The 20,070-nt window shown below is 68.4% G+C and carries 19 protein-coding genes and 1 pseudogene; 5 read left to right on the forward strand and 15 right to left on the reverse strand.

Annotation, left to right across the window (positions count from 1 at the left end):
• The first annotated feature begins 37 nt into the window (after window positions 1–37).
• On the forward strand, window positions 38–796 hold the full coding sequence (locus KUD94_RS10685; protein WP_218237191.1) for a TSUP family transporter: 759 nt from the start codon (window positions 38–40) through the stop codon (window positions 794–796).
• A 5-nt stretch (window positions 797–801) separates the two neighbouring features.
• Here KUD94_RS10685 and mrdA read toward each other — a convergent pair whose 3' ends face one another.
• The 4 genes from mrdA to KUD94_RS10705 are packed head-to-tail and all read right to left on the reverse strand — an operon-like array spanning window position 802 to window position 5,263.
• Window positions 802–2,745 (reverse strand): penicillin-binding protein 2, encoded by a 1,944-nt coding sequence (mrdA, locus tag KUD94_RS10690; protein ID WP_218239276.1) that lies wholly within the window; start codon window positions 2,743–2,745, stop codon window positions 802–804.
• On the reverse strand, window positions 2,745–3,263 hold the full coding sequence (gene mreD, locus KUD94_RS10695) for a rod shape-determining protein MreD (protein ID WP_146912676.1): 519 nt from the start codon (window positions 3,261–3,263) through the stop codon (window positions 2,745–2,747). The genes mrdA and mreD overlap by 1 nt, the downstream gene beginning before the upstream one ends.
• The gene (gene mreC / locus KUD94_RS10700) at window positions 3,260–4,204 is read right to left on the reverse strand and encodes a rod shape-determining protein MreC (RefSeq protein WP_218237192.1); all 945 of its coding nucleotides are present in this window, start codon (window positions 4,202–4,204) and stop codon (window positions 3,260–3,262) included. The genes mreD and mreC overlap by 4 nt, the downstream gene beginning before the upstream one ends.
• A gap of 15 nt (window positions 4,205–4,219) precedes the next feature.
• Window positions 4,220–5,263, reverse strand: coding sequence for a rod shape-determining protein (locus tag KUD94_RS10705; protein WP_146912674.1), 1,044 nt, complete (start codon window positions 5,261–5,263; stop codon window positions 4,220–4,222).
• 204 nt (window positions 5,264–5,467) lie between these two features.
• On the opposite strand from KUD94_RS10705, the gene gatC reads away from it, so the two are divergent.
• From gatC to gatB, 3 genes are read left to right on the forward strand one after another with little or no spacing between them, the layout of a single operon-like run.
• Window positions 5,468–5,767: an Asp-tRNA(Asn)/Glu-tRNA(Gln) amidotransferase subunit GatC gene (gatC, locus tag KUD94_RS10710; protein ID WP_218237193.1), complete on the forward strand. Its 300-nt coding sequence runs from the start codon at window positions 5,468–5,470 to the stop codon at window positions 5,765–5,767.
• A gap of 4 nt (window positions 5,768–5,771) precedes the next feature.
• Entirely contained in the window at window positions 5,772–7,262 is a 1,491-nt protein-coding gene (gatA, locus tag KUD94_RS10715) for an Asp-tRNA(Asn)/Glu-tRNA(Gln) amidotransferase subunit GatA (RefSeq protein ID WP_218237194.1), read from the forward strand.
• Complete coding sequence (gene gatB / locus KUD94_RS10720) at window positions 7,259–8,704, forward strand: Asp-tRNA(Asn)/Glu-tRNA(Gln) amidotransferase subunit GatB (RefSeq protein ID WP_218237195.1); 1,446 nt, start codon at window positions 7,259–7,261, stop codon at window positions 8,702–8,704. Before gatA ends, gatB begins: the two co-directional genes overlap by 4 nt.
• Window positions 8,705–8,738: 34 nt before the next feature.
• Here gatB and KUD94_RS10725 read toward each other — a convergent pair whose 3' ends face one another.
• Both KUD94_RS10725 and pyrE read right to left on the reverse strand, forming a co-directional pair.
• Window positions 8,739–9,428 carry a DUF4124 domain-containing protein gene (locus tag KUD94_RS10725; protein ID WP_255568726.1) on the reverse strand — a complete coding sequence of 230 codons (690 nt, stop codon included), beginning with the start codon at window positions 9,426–9,428 and terminating at the stop codon, window positions 8,739–8,741.
• 14 nt (window positions 9,429–9,442) lie between these two features.
• Window positions 9,443–10,141: an orotate phosphoribosyltransferase gene (gene pyrE / locus KUD94_RS10730; protein WP_218237196.1), complete on the reverse strand. Its 699-nt coding sequence runs from the start codon at window positions 10,139–10,141 to the stop codon at window positions 9,443–9,445.
• Here pyrE and KUD94_RS10735 point away from each other — a divergent pair.
• Window positions 10,140–10,952 (forward strand): exodeoxyribonuclease III, encoded by an 813-nt coding sequence (locus KUD94_RS10735; protein WP_218237197.1) that lies wholly within the window; start codon window positions 10,140–10,142, stop codon window positions 10,950–10,952. The two genes, pyrE and KUD94_RS10735, sit on opposite strands and share 2 nt — an antisense overlap.
• Window positions 10,953–10,991: 39 nt before the next feature.
• Here the strand turns inward: KUD94_RS10735 and KUD94_RS14780 are convergent, their stop codons facing one another.
• From KUD94_RS14780 to KUD94_RS10775, 9 genes and pseudogenes are all read right to left on the reverse strand, one after another.
• Complete coding sequence (locus KUD94_RS14780) at window positions 10,992–11,573, reverse strand: hemerythrin domain-containing protein (RefSeq protein ID WP_255569250.1); 582 nt, start codon at window positions 11,571–11,573, stop codon at window positions 10,992–10,994.
• Window positions 11,574–11,624: 51 nt separating this feature from the next.
• Window positions 11,625–12,305, reverse strand: a pseudogene (locus tag KUD94_RS14785) (ABC transporter ATP-binding protein); the annotation flags it as partial.
• A complete protein-coding gene (locus KUD94_RS10745; RefSeq protein ID WP_218237199.1) occupies window positions 12,298–13,050 on the reverse strand; it encodes an ABC transporter ATP-binding protein in 753 nt (250 codons plus the stop codon). The pseudogene KUD94_RS14785 and the gene KUD94_RS10745, both read right to left, overlap by 8 nt.
• Entirely contained in the window at window positions 13,047–14,099 is a 1,053-nt protein-coding gene (locus tag KUD94_RS10750) for a branched-chain amino acid ABC transporter permease (protein WP_218237200.1), read from the reverse strand. Before KUD94_RS10750 ends, KUD94_RS10745 begins: the two co-directional genes overlap by 4 nt.
• Before the next feature lie 9 nt (window positions 14,100–14,108).
• Window positions 14,109–14,963, reverse strand: coding sequence for a branched-chain amino acid ABC transporter permease (locus tag KUD94_RS10755; RefSeq protein WP_218237201.1), 855 nt, complete (start codon window positions 14,961–14,963; stop codon window positions 14,109–14,111).
• Window positions 14,964–15,028: 65 nt separating this feature from the next.
• Complete coding sequence (locus KUD94_RS10760) at window positions 15,029–16,207, reverse strand: ABC transporter substrate-binding protein (protein WP_218237202.1); 1,179 nt, start codon at window positions 16,205–16,207, stop codon at window positions 15,029–15,031.
• Between the two features lie 40 nt (window positions 16,208–16,247).
• Window positions 16,248–18,140, reverse strand: coding sequence for an FAD-binding monooxygenase (locus KUD94_RS10765; protein WP_218237203.1), 1,893 nt, complete (start codon window positions 18,138–18,140; stop codon window positions 16,248–16,250).
• Between the two features lie 55 nt (window positions 18,141–18,195).
• The gene (locus KUD94_RS10770) at window positions 18,196–19,152 is read right to left on the reverse strand and encodes a Gfo/Idh/MocA family oxidoreductase (RefSeq protein ID WP_218237204.1); all 957 of its coding nucleotides are present in this window, start codon (window positions 19,150–19,152) and stop codon (window positions 18,196–18,198) included.
• 44 nt (window positions 19,153–19,196) lie between these two features.
• Complete coding sequence (locus KUD94_RS10775) at window positions 19,197–20,069, reverse strand: class III extradiol dioxygenase subunit beta (RefSeq protein ID WP_218237205.1); 873 nt, start codon at window positions 20,067–20,069, stop codon at window positions 19,197–19,199.
• Between the last annotated feature and the right edge of the window lies 1 nt (window position 20,070).

Here is a 20,070-nt window from a genome sequence, read left to right on the forward strand (position 1 = left end):
GCTTTTTTTTGCCCCGGCCGATGGGAAAATCCGCGCAATGGATTCCGTCGTCGTTGCGCTGGCCTCGCTGCTGGCCGGTTTCATCGATTCGATCGTCGGTGGCGGAGGCCTGATCCTCGTGCCCGCGCTGTTTGCCACCTACCCCAGCGCGGTGCCGGGCGATCTGCTGGGCACCAACAAGAGCGCCTCCATCTGGGGCACGGGCGTGGCCACGCTGCAGTACGCGCGGCGCGTGCGCATCCGCTGGCAGGCCATGCTGCCCGCCGCGCTCACCAGCTTTGCCGCCGCGCTGCTCGGCGCCTGGACGGTGACCCAGGTCTCGGCCGAGCTGCTGCGCAAGCTGCTGCCGCTGATCCTGCTGGCCCTGCTGCTCTACACGCTGGCGCGCAAGGAACTGGGCCGCGTGCACGCGCCCACGCTCAGCCCGGCGCGCGAACGCCTGGTGGCCTGCGCGATTGCGCTGGTCATCGGCTTCTACGACGGCTTTTTCGGCCCGGGCACCGGCAGCTTCTTCATCTTTTTCTTCGTGCGCTTTCTCGGCTACGACTTTCTCAACGCCTCGGTCTCGGCCAAGCTGCTCAACCTCTCGACCAACGCCTCTTCGCTGATGCTGTTTGCGGCGCTGGGCCACGTGTGGTGGCAGCTCACGCTGTGGCTTGCCGCGGCCAACATCGTCGGCAGCATCCTGGGCGCGCGCCTGGCGCTGCGCCATGGCGCGGGCTTCGTGCGCGGCATCTTCATCGTCGTGGTCGGCGCGCTGATCCTGAAGACCGCGCGCGACGCCTTCCTCGGCTGAGCGCCTCAGCGGCTGGTAGCCAGCGGCACGTCTTCGGCGCGCCGGGGCGTGCCCATGGGCACCGATGCCTGGCCGCGCGCCACCGCGGCGATGTCCTCCTCGCTCGGGTACTGGCCGAGCAGCCAGTAGTCGAAGACGCGGCGCACGATGGGCGCCGCGGCGGCCGCGCCAAAGCCGGCGTTCTCCACGATCGCGGCAACCACGATGCTCGGCTCCTCCAGCGGCGCAAAGGCGGCGAACAGCGAGTGGTCGCGCTGGTGCTCCTCTAGCAGCTTGGCGTTGTATTTGACGTTCTGCCCCAGGCTCACCGCCTGGGCCGTGCCGGTCTTGCCCGCCGAGGTATACGGCGCACCGGCAAACACCCGCCGTCCGGTGCCGGCCTCGTTCACCGCCGCCAGCGCATTGCGCACGATGGCGATGTCCGCCGGGCGGTAGCCCAGGTGCTCGCCGGGCGGCTGCGCCACCGCGCTGACCTGGCCGCTGACCTGGTCGCGCACCGCCTTGGCCACGTGCGGGCGGTAGCGCGTGCCGCCGTTGGCCAGCACGCTCTCGGCCACCGCCAGCTGCAGCATGGTGAAGTTGTTGTAGCCCTGGCCTATGCCCAGCGACACCGTCTCGCCCGGGAACCAGCGCTGCATGTCGACGCGCTTGTAGGCGTGCTTCTTCCATTCGGTGCTTGGCAGGATGCCGCGCACCTCGCCGCCCAGGTCGATGCCGGTGATCTGGCCAAAGCCCAGCGGCGCCATCACGTCGTGGATGGCGTTCACGCCCATCTCCACCGCCAGCGAATAGAAATAGGTGTTGCTCGAATACTGGATGGCGCGCGTCATGTCCACGCCGCCCAGCCCCCCTTCGTGGCTGCGAAAACTGCGCCCGCCGAAGTTGTAGTAGCCCGGGTCGTTGACCACCAGCTTGGGGTCGCGCTTGCGCAGTTGCAGCGCGCCCAGCGCCATGAAGGGCTTGTAGGTAGACCCCGGCGGGTAGGTGCCGCGCAGCGCGCGGTTCAAGAGCGGCTTGTTGATCGATTCGTTGAGCGCCTGCCAGTTTTCCTGGTCTATGCCTTCGACGAAGAGGTTGGGGTCGAAGGTCGGCATGGACACCAGCGCCAGCACCTCGCCGTTTCTCGGGTCGAGCGCGACCAGCGCGCCGCGGCGTTCGCCGTAGAGCTCTTCGACGAGCTTTTGCAGCTTGATGTCGATGGACAGCATCAGCGTGTCGCCCGGCGTCGCCGGATGGTGCTCGAGCCGGCGCACCGCGTAGCCGCCGGCCGAGGTCTCCAGCAGCTCGAAGCCGGTCTGGCCGTGCAACCGCTCTTCGTAGCTCTGCTCCACGCCGAGCTTGCCGATGTAGTCGGTGCCGCGGTAGTTGGCCGCCTCGTCCGAGTCCTCGATGCGCTCCTTCTCCTTCTGGTTGATGCGCCCGATGTAGCCGATCGCGTGGCTGCCCACCGGCCCCAGCGGGTAGGTGCGAAACAGCCGCGCCTTGACCTCCACGCCGGGAAAGCGCCAGCGCTGCGCGGCAAAGCGCGCCACCTCCTCGTCGGAGAGGCGGGTGCGCAGTGGCAGCGAATCAAAACGGCGTGAATCGTCCATCAGGCGCTTGAAGCGGCGCTTGTCGCGCGGCTGGATGTCAACGATCTGCGCGAGCTGCTCTATCGTGGCGTCGACGTCGAGCGCGCGCGAGGGCGTGATCTCCAGCGTGTAGGCCGAATAGTTGGTCGCCAGCACCACGCCGTTGCGGTCCATGATCTGCCCGCGCATGGGCACGATGGGCACGACCGCGGTGCGGTTGCTCTCGGCCTGTTCGGCCAGGTCGTCGTGGCGCTGCACCTGCAGCACGTACAGCCGCCAGGCAATCAGCGCAAACGCCAACAGCACCATGAGCGCGACCGCCCACAGGCGCAGGCGAAAGCGCCCCGCCTCGGCCTCGGCGCTACGCAGTTCGTTGATCACAGCGGTCGGTTCTCATCCTGGTCGGGCGGGCGGCGCTGCGGCGCCAGCAGCAGCCAGCTTGCCAGCGGCCACAGCAGCGCCTCCAGCAGCGGCGCCAGCAGCGTCTCCCAGCCCGGCACTACACCCGAGCCGGCCAGGCGCAGCAGCAGCTCCAGCAGGTGCGCGGCGGCAAACAGCGGCAAGAGCTGCAGCGCCTGCCAGAGCACGCCGAACCACAGCAGGCGCCGCTGCAGCAGCTGCACCGCGAACACCAGCAGGCAATAGACCAGCGCATGCTGGCCCAGCAGCGTGGACTGGTCCACGTCGATCGCCAGGCCGAGCACGAAGGCCGCGCCCATGCCCACGTCGCGCGGCTGGTGCAGGCCCCAGAAGGCAAGCAACACCATCAGCCAGTCGGGCGTCCAGGTCACGCGCCCCAGCGGCAGCAGGTTCAGCGCCAGCGCCAGCACCAGGCTGGCCAGCATGAAGGCGGGGTTGACCGGCAGCAGCAGCTGCTGGCCCTTGGGCAGGATCATGGCTGCCCCCGCTTGCGTTCACGCGGCGCGCCCGTCGCCCGGGCAGCGGGCTGGGCCGGCTCGGCCTGCTCCTGGGCGCCCGGCTGAGGCAGGGGGCCGAGCACCAGCACCTGGCGCGCGCCGTACATCTGCGCCAGTGGCGCGCAGTAGATGCGCGCAAAGGTCGAATCGGCACGCCGCTCGATGTGCACCACGCGCGCTACCGGCAGGCCGCCGGGGTAGACGCCGTCCACGCCGCTGGTGATGAGCAGGTCGCCCTCCTGCACGTCGGCATTGCCCGGCGTGAAGCGCAGCTCCATGCCGCCGCCGTGGCTGGTCAAGGGGTCGCCAAACGCGATGCTGCGCGCGCCGGTGCGCGCGTTGAGTACCGGTATGGTCTGGTCGCGGTCGATCAGCAGCGTCACTTCGCTGAGCGTGGCAAACACCCGCGTGACCTGCCCGAGCACGCCGCGCGCATCGAGCACCGGCGAGCCCGCCTGCAGCCCGGCGAGCTGCCCCTTGTCTATCGTCACCTTGCGGCTGTAGGGGTCGGCGGTGTCGTAGAGCACCTGCGCGGCGAGCGACGGCGGCTCGATGCGCGCACGCAGCGCCAGCAACTCGCGCAGCTGCGCGTTCTCGCGCTGCAGCAGGTCGGTCGCGCTGGCGCGCACCGCCATCTGCGCCATCTGCCGACGTGCCTCCTGCAGCGCCTGCTGGGCCTCGTCGAGCGACTGGAAATAGCCCGCGCCGCGCCCGGCAAACTCCACCGGCTGCAGCATCAGCCACTGCAAGGGGTAGATCACCACCGCCACCGCCTGGCGCAGCGGCTCGGTGACGTGAAAGCGCGCATCGGCCACCATGAAAAACAGCGCCAGGGCGCTGTAGATGACGAGGCGCGAGAGGGCCGAGGGCCCCTGCCGGAAAAAGGAAGGGGCCTTGCGCTCCAGGGTGCCCAGCGGCATGCGCGCGGCCCGGCGTCAGTCGCTGGTGAAGATGCTGCCCTGGCGGTCGAGCCGGTCCAGCGCCATGCCGCAGCCGCGCACCACGCAGGTCAGCGGCTCTTCGGCCACCAGCACCGGCAGGCCGGTCTCCTCGGCCAGCAGGCGGTCGAGGTCGCGCAGGAGCGCGCCGCCGCCGGTCAGCATCATGCCGCGCTCGGCAATGTCGGCGCCGAGTTCGGGCGGGGTTTGCTCGAGCGCGTTCTTGACCGCGCTCACGATCTGGTTGAGCGGCTCGGTCAGCGCCTCCAGCACCTCGTTGCTCGATATCGTGAAGCTGCGCGGCACGCCTTCGGAGAGATTGCGCCCGCGCACTTCCATCTCGCGCACCTCGCTGCCGGGGAAAGCGCTGCCGATGTTCTTCTTGATCGCTTCGGCCGTGGGCTCGCCGATCAGCATGCCGTAGTTGCGCCGGATGTAGTTGACGATGGATTCGTCGAAGTTGTCCCCGCCCACGCGCACGCTGCCCTTGTAGACCATGCCGCCCAGCGAGATCACGCCGACCTCGGTCGTGCCGCCGCCGATGTCCACGACCATAGAGCCCGAGGCCTCGGACACCGGCAGCCCGGCGCCGATGCCGGCGGCCATGGGTTCTTCGATCAGATAGACCGCGGTGGCGCCTGCGGCCTCGGCCGCGTCCTTGATGGCGCGCCGCTCGACCTGGGTGGAGCCGCAGGGCACGCAGATGATGATGCGCGGGCTGGGGGTGAAGACGCTGCGCGGGTGCACCATGCGGATGAACTGCTTGATCATCTGCTCGGTGATGACGAAGTCGGCAATCACGCCGTCCTTCATCGGGCGGATGGCTTCGATGTTGCCCGGCACCTTGCCGAGCATGGCCTTGGCTTCCTTGCCGACGGCCTGGATCACCTTCTTGCCGTGCGGGCCGCCCTCGTGGCGGATGGCGACGACCGATGGCTCATCGAGCACCAGGCCCTTGTCGCGCGCAAAAATCAGGGTGTTGGCCGTGCCCAGGTCTATGGCCAGGTCGGTGGAGAAATACCGACGAAATGCTCCGAACATGCGGGTATCCTTTCGGCACGGCATGCGCGTCGGCCTGCCATCGCCGCGAACTGATAGGGGGTAGGGGGTCTTTTTCGCTCAATGACCAGCGCGGCGCGGGGTATTGCGGCAAAGCTCGGATAATACTGCATCCCCTGTGAACAACTCGAGGCGACACGCAGCCGTTTGCAGCGTTTGCAAGCCGTTACCGCGCCGCCCGCTCCCATGGCCCTGACACCTGAAGACATCACCCGCATCGCGCGCCTGGCGCGGCTGGAGTTGACCGCGCCCGAAGCCCAACGCATGCGCGCCACGATCAACGACTTCTTTGCCATCGTGCAGCAGATGCGGGCGGTGGACACCACCGGGGTCAAGCCGCTTGCCCACCCGCTGGCGGCGGTGCAGCCAGTGGCGCTGCGCCTGATGCCCGACGAGGTGAGCGAGCCCGACCAGCGCGATGCCTGCCTGGCCAACGCGCCCGCGGCCGAGCGCGGGCTCTTTCTCGTGCCGCGCGTGATCGAGTAAGACCATGACCGAACTGCACCGCATGGGCGTGGCGGCGCTGGCCGCCCAGTTGCGCGACAGGCGCATCAGCAGCGTGGAAGCCGCGCAGCACTTTCTGGCGCGCGCGCGCCGCCACCAGGCCCTGGCCACCTTCCTGGCCATCGACGAGGAGGTGACGCTCGCCCAGGCGCGCGCGCAGGACGCGCTGATCGCGCGCGGCGCAGCCGGGCCGCTGGCCGGCGTGCCGGTCGCGCACAAGGACGTGTTCGTCACGCGCGACTTTCCCACCACCGCGGCAAGCCGCATGCTTGCCGGCTACCGCTCGCCGTTTGACGCGACCATCGTCTCGCGGCTGGCCGAGGCCGGCTGCGTGACGCTGGGCAAGCTCGCCTGCGACGAATTCGCCATGGGCGGCGCGAGCGAGAACGTGGGCGTGCCGGCGCTGGGTTTTGACGCGCCCCAACCGGTGCGCAACCCCTGGAACAGTACGCGCGTGCCCGGCGGCTCCTCGGGCGGCTCGGCCGCAGCCGTCGCCGCGCGCCTGGCGCCCGCCGCCACCGGCAGCGACACCGGCGGCTCCATCCGTCAGCCCGCGGGTTTTTGCGGCATCACCGGCATCAAGCCCACCTATGGCCGCGCCAGCCGCTACGGCATGATCGCCTACGCCTCCAGCCTGGACCAGGCCGGCGTCATGGGCACGAGCGCCGAGGACTGCGCGCTCCTGCTGAGCGCCATGTGCGGCCCCGACGTCCTGCGCGATGCCACCAGCGTGGACCGCCCGGCCGAGGACTACAGCCGGGCGCTGGCCCAGCCGCTCGCCGGCCTGCGCATCGGCGTGCCCGAGGAATTCTTCGGCGAGGGCCTGGCCGAGGACGTGCGCGCGGCGCTCGACGCGGCGCTGCAGCAATACGAAAGCCTGGGCGCGCGGCGCGTGCCCGTGCAACTGCCGCACAGCCCGCTGGCGGTGCCGGTCTACTACATCATCAGCCCGGCCGAGGCGAGCTCCAACCTCTCGCGCTTCGATGGCGTGCGCTACGGCCACCGCGCGCAGCGCTACGGCGACCTGCTGGACATGTACCAGAAGAGCCGCGCCGAAGGCTTCGGCGAAGAGGTCAAGCGGCGCATCATGATAGGCACCTACGTGCTCTCCGAAGGCTATTACGACGCCTACTACCTGCAGGCGCAAAAAGTGCGCCGCCTGATCGCCGACGACTTCCAGCAGGCCTTCACCCAGTGTGACCTGATCGCCGGGCCGGTCGCGCCCACCGTGGCCCCCCTCATCGGCACGCAAAGCGACCCGGTGCAGACTTATCTGGCGGACATCTACACCCTGCCCGCCTCGCTTGCCGGGCTGCCCGGGCTGGCGCACCCCGCAGGCTTCGGCGCGCAAGGCATGCCCGTGGGCCTGCAGCTCGTCGCCAACCATTTTCAGGAAGGCCGACTGCTGGCCGCGGCGCACCGCTTCCAGCAGGCCACGGACCACCACCTGCAGCAGCCGGAGGGCTACGGAGCATGAACGCAGCATTGATCAGCGGCTATGAGGTCGTGATCGGTTTCGAGACCCATGCGCAACTGGACACGCAATCGAAGATCTTCAGCCGCGCCAGCACCGCCTTCGGCGCCGAGCCCAACACCCACGCAAGCCCCGTCGACCTGGCCCTGCCCGGCACGCTGCCGGTGATGAACCGCAAGGCGGTCGAGTGCGCGATCAAGCTGGGCCTGGCTCTGGGCTCGCACATCGCGCCGGAGAGCATTTTTGCGCGCAAGAATTATTTCTACCCCGACTTGCCCAAGGGCTACCAGATCAGCCAGTTCGAAATTCCCGTGGTGCAGGGCGGCAGCGTCTCTTTCTATCTGGGTGAGGAAAAGAAAACCGTGCGCCTGGTGCGCGCCCACCTGGAAGAAGACGCGGGCAAGAGCCTGCACGAGGACTTCATCGGCCAGTCGGGCATAGACCTGAACCGCGCCGGCACGCCGCTGCTGGAGATCGTGACCGAGCCGGACATGCGCTCCAGCGCCGAAGCCGTGGCCTATGCCAAGGCGCTGCACCAGATCGTCACCTGGATAGGCATTTGCGACGGCAACATGCAGGAAGGGTCGTTTCGCTGCGACGCCAACGTGAGCGTGAGGAAGCCCGGCCAGCCACTGGGCACGCGCCGCGAGATCAAGAACCTGAACAGCTTCAGAAACATGCAGCAGGCGATCGACTACGAGATCCGCTGGCAGATCGAGCAGCTCGAGGACGGCCACGCGATCCAGCAGGCCACGGTGCTGTTCAACCCCGACACCGGCGAGACGCGCGCCATGCGCAGCAAGGAAGATGCGGCCGACTACCGCTACTTCCCCGACCCCGACCTGCCACCGCTGGTGATCGCGCCCGAGTGGATTGCACAGGTGCAGGCAGACATGCCCGAGCTGCCCCAGCAGATGGCCGCGCGCTTCGTGCAGCAGTACGGCCTGCCCGAGTACGACGCGACCACGCTCACGCAAAGCCGGGCGATGGCGGCCTATTTTGAAGAGACGGCGCAGGCCTGCGGCCAGGCCAAGCTGGCGAGCAACTGGGTCATGGGCGAGATTTCACGGCGCCTGAACCAGGAAGAAATCGCCATGGAGGCGGTGAAGGTCGGCAGCGCGCAACTGGCCCGACTCATTGCCCGCATCCGCGACGGCACCATCTCCAACAACGCCGGCAAGCAGGTGTTCGAGGCCCTGTGGAGCGGGCAAGGCACCGAGGTGGACGCGGTCATCGAGGCCCGCGGCCTCAAGCAGATGAACGACAGCGGGCTGCTCGAGAAGATCATCGACGAGGTGATCGCCGCGAACCCGGCCAATGTCGAGCAGTTCAAGGCGGGCAAGGACAAGGCCTTCAACGCGCTGGTCGGCCAGGTGATGAAGGCCAGCCGGGGCAAAGCCAACCCCCAGCAGGTCAACGAGATTTTGAAGGCCAAATTGGCCTGAAACGCTTGCCAGCCGTGCGCTGGCAGCTATCAAATCAGGGTTTGCCGGCCTTGGGCGACAAGGCTTCCTGCGCGGCCCGCTGCTGCGCCCAGAGCTGGCGCAGCTTGGCGAGCTCTTCGTCAAAACGCTCGTTGATGCGCTTCTTCTCTTCCTGCTTGGAGGCGATGAAGCGCTGCTGCTCGACGCTCGCCTGCTCGTTGTCGGCAAACTGGCGCTGCAGCTTCACCGGTGCCTGGTAGAGCGCGCCGTTGTAGAACTCCAGCTCTTCATCGAGGCGTTTGCGCTCGGCGCGCAGCTCTTCGATGCGCCGCTGGGCGACTTCGATCACCTCGTCGACCTGGCCGAGCGTGAGCTCGCGCTGCGCGCGGTGGCTGGCCACGTCGGGGTAGCGCGTGATCAGCACACGCTCGGCGCGGCGTTCGGCAATCTCCTGGGCGCGCGCCTGGGCGCGCTGGCGCCGCTCGGCCTCTTGCGCGGCGCGCTCGTGTTCGGTCAGCACCGGGCCTATGCGCCGGCGCTCGGCCCCGGAGGCGTCGAGCACGCGCTGCTCGCGGTCGCTGCATTCGGCAATGAAACGGTCGGAGGTGAGCTTGCGCCCGTTCTTGTCGATGCAGGTGTAGACCTCCAGGCCGGCCCCGCCCGCCGGCGCCTGCGCCAGCGCCGACGTGGCTACCGCCGCTGCAAGCACCATTGCCGCCCGGGCCACGCTGCGCACTGCTGTCACACCCTCTTCCTTGTTCAGCCGGTCACGCCGTAGCGCGCCCGGTAAGCCAGTACCTTGTCGTGGTGCTGACGCATGGGCGCGTCCGCACTGTCTGCCGCCAGATAATGCAGCAAATCCTGCAAGTTGGCGATAGCGCAAACCTTGAGGCCGAGCGCGTCGCGCACGTACTGCACCGCGCTGTGGGGCACGTCCTGGCCGTTTTCCGTGGCCATCTCCTGGCGGTCGAGCGCAATCGCCATCGCGTGCGGCGTGGCACCGGCGCCACGAATGAGCGCAATCGACTCGCGCGCCGCAGTGCCCGCGCTCATCACGTCGTCCACGATCAACACCCGGCCGCTGAGCGGCGCACCCACCAGCGTGCCGCCTTCGCCGTGGTCCTTGGCTTCCTTGCGGTTGTAGGCGAAGGGGCGGTTGTGCCCCAGGCGCGCAAGCTCCACCGACACCGCCGCCGCCAGCACGATGCCCTTGTAGGCGGGGCCGAAAACCATGTCGAATTCGATGCCGCTGGCCAGCAGCGCCCGTGCATAGAATTGCGCCAGCCGACCCAGCCTGGCGCCGTCGCAGAACAGGCCGGCATTGAAGAAATACGGGCTCATGCGCCCGGCCTTGGTCTTGAATTCACCAAAGCGCAGCACGCCGCATTCGAGTGCAAAACGCACGAACTCCTGCGCCAGCGCGTCCGCGCCTGCAGGCGCCACCGTTTGATCCGTCATGCCAAAACCCTCATTCACCCTGACCAGCCTCAACCTCAACGGCATCCGCTCGGCCACCTCCAAGGGGCTGACTCGGTGGCTGGAGGCACAGCGCCCGGATTGTATTTGCGTGCAGGAACTCAAGGCTCAGGCCGCCGACGTGCAGGGGCGCCTGGACGAGCTGGCGGGCCTTAAGGGGCATTTTCACTTCGCCGAGAAGAAGGGCTATTCGGGCGTGGGCATCTACACCCGCCATGAACCGAGCGAGGTGCGCACCGGCTTTGGCAGCCCCGAGTTCGACAGCGAGGGGCGCTGGGTGGAGCTGCGCTTTGACACGCCCGCGCGCAAGCTGTCCATCATCAGCAGCTATTTTCCGAGCGGCTCCTCCAGCCCCGAGCGCCAGGAGGCCAAGTACCGCTTTCTCGCGGCCATGGCGCCGCACCTGGCGCGCCTGAAGGCCGAGCGCGAGCTCATCGTCTGCGGCGACCTGAACATCGCCCACCAGAACATCGACCTGAAGAACTGGCGCAGCAACCAGAAGAACAGCGGCTTCCTGCCCGAAGAGCGCGCCTGGATGACGCAACTGCTCTCGGGCGACGATGCAGCGGCGCTGGTGGACGTCTACCGCCGGCTGCACCCCGAGACCACCGCCGAGTGCTACACATGGTGGAGCAACCGCGGCCAGGCCTGGGCGAACAACGTGGGCTGGCGCCTGGACTACCACGTGGCCACGCCGGCGCTGGCGGCGCTGGCGCGCTCGGCCGCGATCTACAAGGACGAGCGCTTTTCCGACCACGCGCCGCTGACGGTGCACTACGAGCTCGCCCTGTAAGCCGCGGCGGCACGACGGCCAGCGCCGCGGCGGCGGAACTCAGCGCGCGTCACCCACGCCCAGGGGCGCGGGCGCGAGCTGGGTGATGCGCTTGAACAGCTCGGCGTAGCGGTTTGCCTCGCCGCTCCAGGGGTCGCCGTTGCGCGCAAAATCGGCATTGATGGCCTCCCACTCGGCGGGCGTGAACAAGCGCCGCGCGACCGGCAGGATTTCGCGCTCCTCGGTGCCCACGTGCGCCCATTCCTCGGCCACGTAGCGGCGCACCGCGTCGCGAAAGCCGGGAAAGCTCGCCGCCCCGCCCTGCACATAGCTGACCAGCGCGCGGTCGAGCCGGCTGGTCATGGCCACCGCGTCGTGGTGCTCGGCCTCCAGCCGATCGAGCTGGGCATCGAGCTCGCGCGTCTTGCTGCGCAGCAGCGCGAAGATCTGGTTCTCCTTGGGGTGATGCACCTTGTCGGGCATCTCGGCGATGTATTCGATCAGGCTCGCCAGCAGCGTGAAATTGGGCTCGATCTGGGCGCTCTCTATGCCTTGCACGATGTGGCTCAAGGCATGCAGCACGGCGGCGATCGCGCGGTGCTCGTTCTGGATCACGTCGATCGCCGGGATGCGCTCGCGCACCGGCTTGGCGGCGGGCCGGCTCTCGGCGCCCGAGCCCGCGCCCAGCCAGCCCTCCAGGCGCTCGCGGTCGTGCAGCAGCGCGGCGCTGTCGCCGGCGTAGACGGCGCGCCCGCGCTCGAGCACCAGCGCGTTTTCGGTGATCGGCAGAATCTGGCGCGCGTGCTGCTCCACCAGGATCACCGCCATGCTGGCCTGCTGCACCATGCCCTCGATGATGTGCAGCAGCTCCTGCGCGATCAAGGGCGCCAGGCCCTCCAGCGGCTCGTCAAGCAGCAGCATGCGCGGGTTGAGCATGAGCGCCCGCCCTATGGCCAGCATCTGGCGCTCGCCGCCCGAAAGCTGGTTGCCCATGTTGGCGCGCCGTTCGCGCAGACGCGGGAACAGCGCGTACACGCGCTCCAGGCCCCATTCGCCGGGGCGTTGCACCACCGTGAGGTTTTCCTCGACGGTGAGCGAGGGAAAGACGTCGCGCTGCTGCGGCACCCAGCCCAGGCCCAGGCGCGCACGCTCATGGCTGGGCATGCGCGTGATGTCCACGCCGCCAAAGACGATGCGCCCGCGGCGCAGGCGCGTGGCGCCCATCAGCGTGGTGAGCAGCGTGGTCTTGCCCATGCCGTTGCGCCCGAGCAGCGCCAGGCTGCCCCCGGCCGCGACGCTGAAGCCCAGCTCTTCGAGCACGATGGCATCGCCATAGCCGGCCCAGACGTTTTCCACCTGCAGCAGCTCAGGCATGGGCTTCTCCCAGATAGACCTCGCGCACGCGCGGATGGCTGGCGATGACCTCGGGCGTGTCCTCCAGCAGCAGGCTGCCCGAAACCAGCACCGAGATGCGCTCGGCAAAGCGAAACACCAGGTCCATGTCGTGCTCGATCAAGAGGATGGTCACCTCGCGCGGCAGCTGCGCTATCACCTCGAAGAGCTCGCGGCTCTCGCTCGTGGGCACGCCCGCAGCCGGCTCGTCCAGCAGCAGCACCTTGGGGCGCTGGGCCAGCGCCAGCGCGATCTCGATCAGCCGCTGGCGCCCGTAGGCGAGGTTGCGCGTCAGCGCATAGGCGTCGGCCAGCAGCCCCAGGCGCTGCAGGATGGCGGCCGCCTCGTCCAGCGCCTCGGCGCGCGCGGCCAGCGGCTTCCACCAGCGCGCGCCCAGACCCTGGCGCTCGGCGGCCGACAGCGCCACCGATTCGAGCACCGTCATGTCGCCAAACAACTGGTTGATCTGGAAGGTGCGCACCAGGCCGCGTCGGCAGCGCGCCCACTGGGCCATGGCGCTCACGTCCTCGCCCAGCAGCGTCACGCGGCCTTCGGTCGGCGTGAGGTAGCCGGTCAGCAGGTTGATCAAGGTGGTCTTGCCCGCGCCGTTGGGCCCGATCAAGGCGTGGCGTGCGCCGGCCTGCACGCTCAAGTTCACGTGGTCGGTGGCGACGAAACCGCCAAATCGGCACACCAGATCGTGGGTCTGCAATACCGTGGTGCTCATGGCGCGAGCTCCTGGCCGCGCTGGCGCGCGCGCTCGCGCCGCCGCTCGAGCCACTGCGCGGCCGTGCCCAGGATGCCGCCGCGCGCGAACATCACCAGCAACACCAGCGCCAGGCCGAGCCAGAACTGCCAGTACTGCGGGTTGATGTCCGAGAGCAGGTGCTTGGCGACGATGAAGACGATGGCGCCGATCAGGCCGCCGTACAGGCGCCCGGTGCCGCCCAGGATCAGGATCAGGAGCAGGTCGGCCGAATTCTCGAAGCCCAGCACCGACAGCGAGACGAACTGGTTGGTCTGCGCGAGCACCGCGCCGGCCACGCCCGCATAGGCCGCGCCCAGCGTGTAGACGGCCACCAGGCGGCGATGCACCGGCACCCCGAGCGCCGGCATGCGCTGCGCGTTCATCTGGATGCCGCGCAGGCTCTGGCCAAAGGGGGAATGCACGATGCGCCGCGCCAGCCAGAACAGCAGGAACAGCACCGCTACCGCATAGAGGTAGCCCACGCGGCCATACATGTCGAACTCGAACAGGCCGAGGATGGGCTTGATCTCCAGGCCCGGAATGCCGTCCACGCCGCCGGTGATGCGGGTGAACTTGTTGGCCAGTTCATAGAGCATGAGCGCCACGCCCAGCGTGACCATGAGCCGCGCCAGATCGCTGCCGCGCAGCACCAGAAAGCTGCTGAGAAACCCCAGCACCGCGGCAAACAGCGCGGCCAGCAGCAGCCCGGTGAGCGGATCGCCCATGCCTCTGAGTCCCAGCAGGCCGACGGTGTAGGCGCCAACCCCGAAGAAGGCCGCGTGGCCCAGCGAGATGATGCCGGCGTAGCCGAAGATCAGGTCCAGCGAGAGCGCGAACAGGCCGGTGATCGCGATCTGGCTGAGCAGCAGGTAGTTGCCGGGAAACAGGAAGTAGGCCAGCACCGGCAGGCACCAGAACAGGTATTCCAGCGCATGCCAGCGGGCCGAGCGGCGCTGGCGCTGCAGCGTCTCGTGCAGCGCCGCGGGCGGGGCGTGCGCGGCCTTGCGGGGCACGGAGGGTGAGTTCATGTGCGTGCCTCAGTGGTGGGGACGGCCAAACAGACCTTGCGGGCGCAGGATCAGGATGAGGACCATGATGGCGTAGATGATGAAGGCGCCGATCTGCGGCACGTAGTACTTGCCCGCGACGTCGGCCACGCCCAGCAGCAGCGCCGCCCAGAGCGAGCCGAGGATGTTGCCGCCGCCGCCCACGGTGACGACGATCAGGAAGTACACCAGGTACTTGACCGGAAACTCGGGGTCCAGGCCGAGCATTTCCACGCCAAGCGCGCCGCCCAGGCCCGCCAGCGCCGAACCGAGCGCGAAGGTGAGCATGAACACCCGGTTCACGTCTATGCCCAGGCCGCGCGCCGTGCCCTGGTTGTCCACCGCCGCGCGCAGGCGCGCGCCGAACGGGGTGCGGATCACCGACCACTGCAGCAGCGCCGCGACGATGAGGCCCGCGACCACGAGGAACAGCCGGTACACGCCGATGTCCACGCCCGGCAGGTGGATCTGCCCGGTGAGAAACTCGGGCAGGTGCAGCGGCTGCTGGCGCGCGCCGAAGAAGTAATGCGTTGCCGCGACCGCCATGAACACCAGGCCCAGCGAGAACAACACCTGGTCGAGCGCTGAGGCCTCGTACAGGCGCCGGTACAGCAGCCGCTCCAGCAGCACCCCGAGCAGGCCGGGTACGACGATGGCAAACGGAATGGTCGCGAGGAAGGGCAGACCCCAGTCATTGAGTAGCACCACGCAGACATAGCCGCCCACCATGGCGAACACCCCGTGCGCGAGGTTGACGAAGTTCATCAGCCCGAGCGTGACCGACAGGCCGACGCTGATCAGAAACAGCAGCATGCCGAAGGCGATGCCGTCAAAAATGATCGTCATGGTTCAAGCGCTGTGCGTGGGCGAGCGCCGGGCCGGCGCAGTGCGCGCGGCCCGGCGGCGTGGGCTTACTTGGCGACCTTGCCCGGGTCCTTGACCGCTTGCAGCGTGGCGAATTCCACGTTCTGCAGCTCGCCGCCGACCTCTTCGAGCTTGCGGATGTACTCGTTCTGGACCACGTCGCGCGTCTCGGCGTCGATCTGCACCGGGCCGCGCGGGCTCATCCATTGCATGCCCTTGGCCGCGGCCACGAAGGCCTCGCCCGTGGCATCACCCTTGGTTTTTTCCAGCACCTGGTAGATCAGGTGCATGCCGTCGTAGCCGCCCACGGACATGAAGTTCGGGCGGTCCTTGGGAAAGGCCTTCTTGTAGGCCGCGACATAGGCCTTGTTCTCGGCCGAGTCGTGCGCCTGCGAGTAGTGGAAGGCAGTGATCAGGCCGAGCGCCGAATTGCCCATGGCGGCGAGTTCGTTCTCGTCCGTCAGGTCGCCCGGGCCTATCGCCTGGATGCCGGCCTTGTCCAGGCCAAGCTCGCGAAAGCCCTTCATCAGCGCCACCATGGAGCTGCCCGGCGGCACGAAGGTGAACATGGCGTCGGGCTTGGCGTCCTTCACGCGCTCCAGGTAGGCGGCGTAGTCGGCGGTGTTCACCGGCGTGCGCACCTCGCCGACGATCTTGCCGCCGAGCTCGGTGAAGGTCTTCTTGAACTGGGTCTCGGCGTCGTGGCCGGGGCCATAGTCGGCCACCAGCGTGTAGGCCGACTTGATGTTGTTCTCCGCCGCCCACTTGGCCATGGCCCACGAGCCCTGGGGCAGCGTCATCGAGACGCGCACGATGTAGGGCGACTTTTCGGTGATCGAGGAGGTGGCGGCGTTCATCACGATCATAGGCACCTTGGCCTGGGTGGCCAGGGGCGCGACGGAGAAGGCGTTGGGCGTGAGGTCGAACCCGGCCAGGATGTCCACCTTGTCGTTGACCAGCAGCTCCTGCGCGGCGCGCTTGGCCACCTGCGGCGCCATGCCGGTGTCGTCCTTGACGATGAGCTTGACCTTGCGCCCGGCCACGGTGTCGCCATGCTCGGCCATGTAGACGTCGATGCCGTGCTTGATCTGCTTGCCGTAGGCGGCAAACGGGCCGGACACCGACAGCACCAGGCCGATGGTCAAGTCCTTGGCCTGGGCCAGTCCTGCGCTGGCCAGCGCGGCGGCGACCAGCGTGGCCCGGATGGCGGTTTTGATGGGTCGCATGAAAGTCTCCTTGGGGGTGGTGAAAGCAGAAAAAAGCGGCTCAGCCGCGCGGGCGCAAGATGGCGCCAAGGAAGGCCGCGAGCTCGGCCCTTGCGGCCAATGGCAGCACGTGCGCGACGTATTGGTCCGGGCGCACCAGAACCATGGCCCCGGCGCGGTCTATGCCGCGCAGCGCAAAGATGTCCTCGCCCGGCAGCGTGGCGAACACGTTCTCGTAGTCGACGAGCTGCCAGGGGCCTGTGCGCGGCTTGTAGGCCAGCGGCACCCGCTCGATAGCGACCGCCTCGTGCGGCTGCTGGTAGATGATCTTGATGTCGAACCAGGCGTTGTCGTCCAGCCCCGCCGGGGTGTGGGCGCGCACCGGCGACTCTGGCGCATCGGCCAGCCAGCGGCCCAGCGCGCCGGCCGCGGAATCCTCGCCGGCAGGTGGCGCGTCGGCAAACACGTACAGGCGCCAGCGCCCGTCGGCGCGCGCCTGGTGGCCCAGGTGCAGCGGCCGCGCGTCGGCCACGCGCACCACGCGCGCGGACTTGAAGCGCTTGCCGATCGCAAAACCCGTGGCCAGGTGCTGGTGCGTCGCCTCGCCGGTGATGGACGAGGGCGCGTACTGCGTCATGAAGCCCTGGGCAAATTCGGTGATCTGCGCGTAGGCCGCCTCGACCTCCTCGGGGCTGCCCAACTGCTCTGGCGGCGTGGCCATCATCGTGGCCCAGCGCTTGTCAAAGTCGATGATGTCCTGCCCTATGACCTGGCGCTCGGCCGAATAGCTGGCCAGCAGGCTCTCGGGGCTGCGCCCTTCGAGCACGTGCGCGAGCTTCCAACCGAGGTTGAAGCCGTCCTGCATGGACACGTTCATGCCCTGCCCGGCCTTGGCGCTGTGGGTGTGCGCGGCGTCGCCGGCGATGAACACCCGCGGCGCGCGCACGCCGCGCTGCTCTGCCGGCACGTCGTCAAAGCGGTCGCACACGCGGTGGCCGACCTCGTACACGCTGTACCAGGCGACGTGGCGCACGTCGAGCGTGTAGGGGCGCAAGATGGCCTGGGCGCGCGCAATGGTCTGCTCTACCGTGGTCTGGCGCACCGCAGCGCCGGCGCCGGGCTGCACCTCGCCCAGATCGACGTAGAGCCGGAACATGAAGCCGCCTTCGCGCGGAATCAGGAGAATGCTGCCGCCCTCGCCCGACTTGATCACGCACTTGGTGCGCACGTCGGGAAAGTCGGTCACCGCCAGCAGGTCGATCACGCCCCAGGCGTGGTTGGAGGTGCTGCCCTGGAATTCGCAGCCCACGGCGCGGCGCACGCGGCTGTGCGCGCCGTCGGTGCCGACCAGATAGCGCGCGCGCACCGTGCGCATCTGGCCTTCGTGTTCCCCGGCGGTGTGGCGCAGAGTCGCGCTGACAGGGTATTCGCCGTGCCGGGCAAGCTGCAGATCCTGCAGCTCCAGCCCGTAGTCCACCTGCATGCGCGTGGGCGCGCGCTGCATGAATTGGGCAAAGTAGTCGAGCACGCGCGCCTGGTTGACCAGGATGTGCGGGTATTCGCTCACGCCGTGCTCGTCCTCGGGCTCGCGCGTGGCGCGCACGATGCGCGCGGGATCCTGCGGGTCGGGCTTCCAGAACACGGTCTGCGTCACCTCGCAGCCTTCGGCGACGATTTCATCGGCAAAGCCGAAGGCCTCGAAGGTCTCGACGCTGCGCTTCTGGATACCGTCGGCCTGACCGATCGCAAGGCGCGCGGCGCGCCGGTCGATGATGCGCGTGCGGATGCCGGCAAACTGCGACAGCTGCGCCGCCACGATCATGCCGGCCGGCCCCGCGCCGACGATGAGCACGTCCAGCTCTTCGGGCAATTGCGTGGGGCGGTCCAGCCCGACGCCGGCGGCGGGCTGCACGCGCGGGTCGCTGGAGACGTAGCCGTGGTGGTGAAACTGCATGGAAGTGTGGCTCCGGTCAGGGCGGGCGCTGGCGGGGTCGGCGCGATGAAAAGCCTCAGGCGGCGAGCTGGCGCTCGAGCAGGTCGAGCACCTCGTAGCAGGGCAGCACCTGGGCCACGCTGGCATTGGGCTCGCGCCCCTCGCGGATGGCAGCAAAGAATTCGCGGTCCTGCAGCTCGATGCCGTTCATCGAGACGTCCACCTGGCTCACGTCGATTTTCTCGTCGCGCCCGTTGCTCAGATCGTCGTAGCGCGCGACGTAGGTGCCGCTGTCGCCGATGTAGCGAAAGAAGGTGCCCAGCGGCCCGTCGTTGTTGAACGACAGCGACAGCGTGCAGATCGCGCCATTGGCCGCCTTGAGCTGGATGCTCATGTCCATGGCGATGCCCAGCTCGGGATGGATGGGGCCCTGCAGCGCATGCGCCTGCACGATGGGGCTGCCCGCCTGCCAGGCAAACAAGTCCACGGTGTGCGCCGCATGGTGCCAGAGCAGGTGGTCGGTCCAGGAGCGCGGCTGGCCCAGCGCATTGGTGTTGCTGCGCCGAAAGAAATAGGTCTGCACATCCATCTGCTGGATTTGCAGCTCGCCCGCGGCGATGCGCCGGTGCACCCACTGGTGGCTGGGGTTGAAGCGGCGCGTGTGCCCGACCATGGCCACCTTGCCGCTCTTGCGCTGCGCCTGCGCCACCTGCTGGCCGTCGGCGAGCTTGTCGCACAGCGGGATTTCCACCTGCACGTGCTTGCCCGCCTCCAGGCACTGGATGGCCTGGGCCGCATGCATCTGCGTGGGCGTGCACAGGATGACCGCGTCCACATCGGGGCGCGCCAGCACCTCGGCCAGATCGGTGCCGGCGTGGGCAATGCCGTACTTGCGCGCCACCTCCTCGGTGGGGGCAAGGCGCCGCCCGACGAGCGCGACCACTTGCACGCCCTCGATCTGGCGCATGCCTTCCAGATGCTTGATGCCGAAGGCCCCGGCACCGACCAGGGCGACCTTGATGGGAGTGTTCATTTCTTTCCCTTATTGATAGCTGCCAGCGCTTGCCCAGCAAGCGTTCAGGCGGGATTTTCCAATATGAGATGGCCCACGGCCGTGTTCGACGCGGGCACATGGTAGAAGCGGTGCAAGACCTTGGGCAGCGCCCTGGCCTGGTCCACGTCGGCCATGGCGCCGCGCGCGATCAGCCACATCACGAGCTCTATGCCTTCGCTGCCGGCCTCGCGCACGTATTCGATGTGCGGCACCTGCGACAGGCCCACGGGGTTCTCGACAAGCAGGTCGAGAAAGCGGTTGTCCCAGGCCTTGTTGATCAGCCCGGCGCGCGCGCCCTGCAGCTGATGGCTCATGCCGCCCGTTCCCCAGACCTGCACCTTCAGGTCTTCGTCGTAGCTCTCGACGGCCTTGCGGATCGCGCGCCCCAGGTTCAGGCAGCGCTGGCCCGAGGGCACGGGGTATTGCACCACGTTCACCGCCAGCGGAATCACCGGGCAGGGCCAGGCGTCCCGCTTGGGGTCCTTCTCGCCGCACATCAGCGACAGCGGCACGGTGAGGCCGTGGTCCACATCCATCTTGTTCACGATGGTCAGGTCAAAGTCCTGCTGGATCACGCTCTGGGCGATGTGGCTCGCAAGCTGCGGGTGGCCGAACACCGTAGGCACCGGGCGCGGGCCCCAGCCCTCGTCGGCCGGCTGGTATTGGGCGGCGGTGCCCAGCGCGAAGGTGGGAATCATGTCCAGGCTGAAGGCCGTGGCGTGGTCGTTGTAGACCATGAGGATCACGTCGGGCGTGTTGTCCCTGAGCCATTGGCGCGAGAACTCGTAGCCCGCGAACATCGGCTGCCAGTAGGGCTCGTGCGTCTTGCCCAGGTCCATGGCGGCGCCGATGGCCGGCACGTGCGAGGTGTAGACGGATGCGGTGATACGTGCCATC

The sequence above is a fragment of the Comamonas sp. NLF-1-9 genome (genome assembly GCF_019195435.1).
In the GTDB taxonomy this organism is placed as follows: domain Bacteria; phylum Pseudomonadota; class Gammaproteobacteria; order Burkholderiales; family Burkholderiaceae_C; genus Comamonas_C.